The organism is Shewanella sp. 11B5 (genome assembly GCF_002836795.1).
Classification (GTDB): Bacteria; Pseudomonadota; Gammaproteobacteria; order Enterobacterales; family Shewanellaceae; genus Shewanella; species Shewanella frigidimarina.
In genome coordinates this window covers 1-5,899 of sequence record NZ_PJAP01000498.1, presented here as the reverse complement: position 1 = coordinate 5,899, position 5,899 = coordinate 1, and the positions used below count along the sequence as shown (strand labels likewise).

General features: G+C 40.7%; 4 protein-coding genes. 3 read left to right on the top strand and 1 reads right to left on the bottom strand.

Features of this window, described 5'->3' with window-relative positions:
• Nucleotides 1-2 precede the first annotated feature (2 nt).
• The 3 genes from CXF78_RS11690 to CXF78_RS11680 are packed head-to-tail and all read left to right on the top strand — an operon-like array spanning nucleotide 3 to nucleotide 4,622.
• Nucleotides 3-2,033: a TonB-dependent receptor plug domain-containing protein gene (locus CXF78_RS11690; RefSeq protein ID WP_102036883.1), complete on the top strand. Its 2,031-nt coding sequence runs from the start codon at nucleotides 3-5 to the stop codon at nucleotides 2,031-2,033.
• Nucleotides 2,034-2,041: 8 nt separating this feature from the next.
• The gene (locus CXF78_RS11685; protein WP_102036882.1) at nucleotides 2,042-2,572 is read left to right on the top strand and encodes a YfiR family protein; all 531 of its coding nucleotides are present in this window, start codon (nucleotides 2,042-2,044) and stop codon (nucleotides 2,570-2,572) included.
• Between the two features lie 4 nt (nucleotides 2,573-2,576).
• Entirely contained in the window at nucleotides 2,577-4,622 is a 2,046-nt protein-coding gene (locus tag CXF78_RS11680) for a putative bifunctional diguanylate cyclase/phosphodiesterase (protein WP_102036881.1), read from the top strand.
• A gap of 227 nt (nucleotides 4,623-4,849) precedes the next feature.
• Here CXF78_RS11680 and CXF78_RS11675 read toward each other — a convergent pair whose 3' ends face one another.
• Nucleotides 4,850-5,833, bottom strand: coding sequence for an acrylyl-CoA reductase (NADPH) (locus CXF78_RS11675; protein ID WP_102036880.1), 984 nt, complete (start codon nucleotides 5,831-5,833; stop codon nucleotides 4,850-4,852).
• Between the last annotated feature and the right edge of the window lie 66 nt (nucleotides 5,834-5,899).

The window sequence follows — 5,899 nt, the reverse complement described above, 5'->3', positions numbered from 1 at the left end:
TTATGTTGATTTCGCCTTGGGTTGTAGCTGAAGAATCTCTTAGCGACCTTGATTTGGATTTAGATTCACTGATGGCGATGGATGTACAAGTAACTTCGGCGATGAAAAGAACCCAATCAGCCTTTGAAACCGCCTCATCTATATACGTATTAACCAAAGAACAAATTACTCGTTCAGGCGTAACTTCTGTGCCAGAAGCGCTGAAAATGGTCCCCGGATTAGCCGTTAGGCAACTTGATAATAATCAATGGGCGATTTCATCACGTGGTGTTGCTTCGCGATTTTCAAGCAAATTATTGGTCATGATCGACGGTCAAAGTTTATATACACCTGAGTTTGCCGCTGTTTATTGGGAAACCCTGAACGTGCCGTTATACGATATTGAACGTATCGAAATTATCCGCGGGCAAGGTGGGTTACTGTGGGGCAGCAATGCCACTAATGGCGTTATTAATATCATTACTAAAAACAGCATTGATACTCGGGGCCTATATGCTGATGTCAGCAGTGGTAGCCAGCTTAATGTTGATACCAACCTTCGTTATGGTGGCGATATCGGTAATAACGGCAGCTTTAGAGTCTATGGTCATGTGAAAGATGGCCAGACATCGGACAAAGGCATTAAGATGGCGCCGGCTGACTTTACTGAGCAACAATCAGCTGGAGTACGGTTTGATTTCACACCTAACGATCAATGGTCTGGTCTTATTCAAGGTGATATCACTCAGTCAACATTAGGCCAAAATTTTAATGGTGTCGTTGACAGCAGTAACCGCAATATCTCATTTACCGGTAGCTTAGATCGTACCGATGCTCGCATCATGGCAAGATTGGAAAATCGCATTTCACCTTCCGCCAACCAAATGCTACAAACATCGTGGTTAAAGCAAAGTGGTGAGCAAACTTATATTCAAGAAGAGTTCGAATCATTTGATCTTGATTACCAAATTAATTTTTTGTACCAAGACTTGCAGTTTGATTGGGGGCTAAATTATCGTTACAACGCTATTTCATTTGCACAAAGTACTTTTATACAAAGTGGCGGTGGTTTTGATAATCTTCACCAGTATGGAACATTAGCACAAGCTCAATATAACGTGATTGCAGATAAATTAGACTTTATTGTGGGTGTCAAAGTTGACCATAACGATTTGACTGGCTGGGAAAGCCAACCGTTAGCAAGGTTAGTATGGAAACCACAGAATAACCAAGTCGTATGGTTATCTGTATCAAAAAGTGTTCTCGTGCCGTCGTTACTGATGTTTAACGACAACTACATTATTGATGGTCAAAGAGTCGAAGAAGTATCACCTATCACTACAGGCATACCCGAAATTGATCGTTATTACATCCGAACTTATCTAAATGGTAATAACAAGGTGAAGTCAGAAAAGTCGGTATCCTATGAAATGGGCTATCGTTTATCTGATACTACATGGGCGCTGGATTTATCAGTTTATCATACCGACACGGATAATGTTGCCGTGATCGAAATCGATCCTAATATCGATCAATTTATCCCCGTTTTTACAATGTTACAAGCTGGACAAATTGATGCAGCAGTACAAGCATTAACGACAACATCAATTAACTTTAACTTAGTATCTAATGCCGGGCTTACCACTGAAGGTGGTGATGTGGTTTTATCATGGCAACCGGTAGACAACTTTACTGCCGAAGTAGGTTATAGCTATAACACCTTTAATTACGATTTAGTGGACAATACTTTTCCCGCAATTGGCTATGACTCAACCAGTCGCCAACTCTTTACTAAAGCTGATATACATTTTTTTGAACAACATAATATCTTTGCTTCACTCAGAGTTGAAAATAGTGATGCCTATCGAACAGATAATTATACCGCTCTCGATATAACCTGGAATTGGGCTTTTCAGCCTAATTGGGCCTTCGCCATTATGGGCAAAAACCTGTTCGCAGGCACGCATCTTGAGTATGGCAATCATGGTGAAACGTACACGCAATCAACCTTTATAGATGAAAGTGTCACTTTTAAAATTACGGCGAAATTCTAACTGACTTGATGTTAACCATTAAACGTATTCTGTTTGGATCATTAATAACGCTTTTGCTTTCCATAAGCCAAGGCGCGATTGCTGTTGAAAAAGAATATGCACTAAAAGCTGGTTTTTTATTTAACTTTGCCCGTTACGGCGAATGGAATAACCAGGCTAATACGGCCAGTTCTTTTACACTGTGCAGCCCTGATAATAGCTTTATCAGTGTCTCGCGCTCAATTCTCAAGGGTCGTAAAGTCAATAATTTACCGATAGAGAATGTCGAAGTGAGCCTCACAGAACCGAATTTAGCCCAGTGCAATATCTTGTTTATCACAACCGACACCCTTGAATCTTGGCAACAATTGAATAATAAATATCTTGCAGATGTCATGATCGTCGGTGAAACTGACAACTTTATAGAGCAAGGTGGCCATATTCGTTTCTTTTTATCCGGTGGTAAAATTCGTTTTGAAGTCTCACCCGACAAGTTAAAATTGTCTGGTATCACGATGAGTTCAAAAGTATTGCGCCTAGGTCGAGTAGTGAACAATTAATGCTATGAAACAATTTTTCGCACTCAATACTATCAGTAAAAAATTGCAGTTCATTTTAATGAGCGTTGCCCTAATTTCTACACTGACAGTGACATCAATATTTAGCGCCTTCGAGCTATCTTCCGCTAAAAGAGAACAAGTTGAAAGTTTACACAGCTTATCGCAAATGCTGTCACCTAATATCACCGCAGCCTTATTGTTTGATGATCAAGATGCTATTCAAGAACTGATTAATCCTATTTTGTTAAGATCAGATGTATTGTCAGTCAGTGTCACTAATGTTGAAGGCGCAGTTTTAGCTCAAGCATTATCAAAGCGCCCTTCTATGACTCTGACTGATGACGACCTCAATGACATCACCCAAGTAATAACACCATTAACACTCGACAACCAAAACTATGGTGATTTACACATATCGGTAGATGACAGCATTATTACTGATAGGATTTCGTTTTACGGCCAATTTATTGTGCTATTACTCTTATCATCCCTTTGTGCCAGCTTTTTTCTATCATTATTTTTACGTCGTAAATTTTTAAGTCCGATGTTATACCTCGCTAAAATTTCGCAAAAAATAACCGAATCACAAGATTACAGTTTACGTGCTCAAATTCAGTCTGAAGATGAAATTGGCCAATTAACCACATGTTTTAATAGCATGTTAGATAATATTGAACAGCGTGAGAGTTCCCTTGAAACTGAAGTAAAACTGCGTACTGGAGAACTTGAAAATGCCAATAGCCAGTTACACGAATATGCCTATCAAGATGGATTAACTCTGTTACCTAATCGACGTTATTTCTATGAAAAACTTCAATCGCTCATTGATACTGACCACATGGTTTTTGCGTTAATTTTTATCGATCTTGATGGTTTCAAAGAGATCAACGATTCCTTAGGCCATGAATATGGGGATAGGTTGCTGCATCAAGTTGCTAAACGTTTACGCGGGTGCGTTCGAGATCATGATACGGTTGCGCGACTCGGCGGAGACGAATTCACTTTAATTATTGAAGATGTGAGTGACTTAGAACACGCTGCCTCAATTGCTGAAAAAGTGAAAAGTAGCCTGATGCAATGCATTAGCATTGAAGAGGTACAAGTTAACGTGACGGGTAGCATCGGACTCACGTTTTATCCTGCTGATGGCCAAAATGTTGAAGCGTTAGTTAAACATGCCGACCAAGCCATGTACTTATCTAAAAGCAAAGGCCGCAATCGATATGAGTTTTTCTCTCATGCTATTGAAGAACAAGCCATTGAAAAACGTCGCCTTATCGAAGAAATCCGCATCGCACTCAAACTCGGTCAATTTGTGTTGTTTTATCAACCTATTTTTGATCAATGCGGCGTTACAGTTACTAAGGCAGAAGCGCTCATCCGTTGGAATCATCCACAACGCGGCCTTATTGGACCCAATGAATTTATTCCAGTGGCCGAACAAAATGGTTTAATAGAAGAAATTGGTAACTGGGTAAGAAATCAAGCGATTGAAGATGCCGCTCATTTTTATCAGCTGTCGGGCAACAAAATGCAAGTGAGCGTTAATACCTCACCGCTACAAATTGATCATGAGGGTTTGTGGGTCGATGAATGGATTTTAGCGTGCAATAAATTCAATTTACCTCGCGATACCATGATTATTGAAGTGACAGAAAATACCTTGATGGACCCAGACTCACCCATTCAACAACAAATGCTGCGACTCAACAATTACGGTATTGATATCGCCATTGATGATTTTGGGGTCGGATATTCATCATTAGCCTATTTGCAGCGGCTCGATATTGATATTTTAAAAATTGACCGTTCATTTATTAAGCATATGGAAAGCAATGAAAATAGTATTGCGTTGGTGCGAGCCATTATCACCATGGCACATCATTTAAAGGTTAAAGTGGTCGCTGAGGGCGTTGAAACCATAGGGCAGCATCAGTTACTTCAACAACTTTCATGCGATTACTTACAAGGCTATTTATTTGCCAAACCTATGCCGACACAAAATTTTATTGACCGTTATGTCAGCTCATCAACACTTGCAGCAGAGTAATAACACAACTGAAAATAGTGATGTAAAATAGTATTCTGAGTATCTTACTTCTGCATTAAATCTTCGAATAAAGGCATTCATAAACCTGGCTGTGGCAGAAGATTATCGAGACGGCTTACTATTATAAAGTACTAGATGGTGCAGCCAATAGTGCTAGAAATTAATCGGTCTGCTATACACAGACCGACAAAGTATTTAGATAAATACCTTCGATTAAAATCATTCGATTAACGATTTACATCAACAACCACACGGCCACGAACCTTACCTGCTAACAAATCACTTGCCACATCAATCGCTTCAGTCAAGCTGATCTCGTGAACAATGTCATCGAAAACACCAACATCCAGGATATCACCTAAACGTTGCCATGCCTCAATACGGTCAGCTAAAGGTCGCATTACACTGTCAACACCCGCTAGGGTCACACAACGTAAAATAAACGGCGCTACGCTGGCAGGAAAATCCATTCCCTGTGCCAAACCACAAGCGGCAACCGTTCCACCATACTTGGTACTGGCACACACATTGGCTAAAGTATGGCTGCCGACAGAATCAACAGCACCAGCCCAACGCTCTTTTGCTAATGGACGACCCGCTTCTGACAAAGTTGTGCGATCGATAATGTCTTTAGCACCTAATTTTCTTAGGTAGTCACTTTCATCCATTCGGCCAGTCGAAGCGACGACGTGATAGCCCAACTTAGCTAAAATAGCGATAGCAAAACTGCCTACTCCGCCATTAGCACCAGTGACAAGCACCTCACCTTTATCTGGCGTTACGCCATTTTTCTCAAGAGCTATCACACATAACATTGCGGTATAGCCTGCTGTGCCTATCGCCATTGCTTGTTGCGGTGAAAATGCCTTTGGCAGTGGAATAAGCCATTCACTTTTTAAACGGGCTTTAGTGGCCAAGCCACCACAATGGGTTTCGCCTACCCCAAAACCATTTAATAATACCGTATCACCCGTAACGAATTTGTCGCTATCGCTATGTTCGACAATGCCTACTAGATCAATGCCTGGCACCATAGGGAATGATCTCACTACCGGCGCTTTACCGGTAATCGCGAGCGCATCTTTATAATTGAGGGTGCTATAAAGCACATTTACCGTCACATCACCTTCAGGTAGCACGCTTTCATCAATGCTTTTCACTGTGGTGCGGTAACCTTGGTCATCTTTCTCGATCAACATGCCATTAAACATTCTGCACTCCTAATTTAGACTGATCGTCTATTAATGATTAAAAAATTTTACTTTGGTAACGCTGCC

What these genes read in the sequence shown, in the direction of transcription:
- CXF78_RS11690 (WP_102036883.1), top strand. Translation starts at nt 3, where the DNA reads ATGTTGATTTCGCCTTGGGTTGTAGCTGAAGAATCTCTTAGCGACCTT.
- CXF78_RS11685 (WP_102036882.1), top strand. Translation starts at nt 2,042, where the DNA reads ATGTTAACCATTAAACGTATTCTGTTTGGATCATTAATAACGCTTTTG.
- CXF78_RS11680 (WP_102036881.1), top strand. Translation starts at nt 2,577, where the DNA reads ATGAAACAATTTTTCGCACTCAATACTATCAGTAAAAAATTGCAGTTC.
- CXF78_RS11675 (WP_102036880.1), bottom strand. Translation starts at nt 5,833, where the DNA reads ATGTTTAATGGCATGTTGATCGAGAAAGATGACCAAGGTTACCGCACC.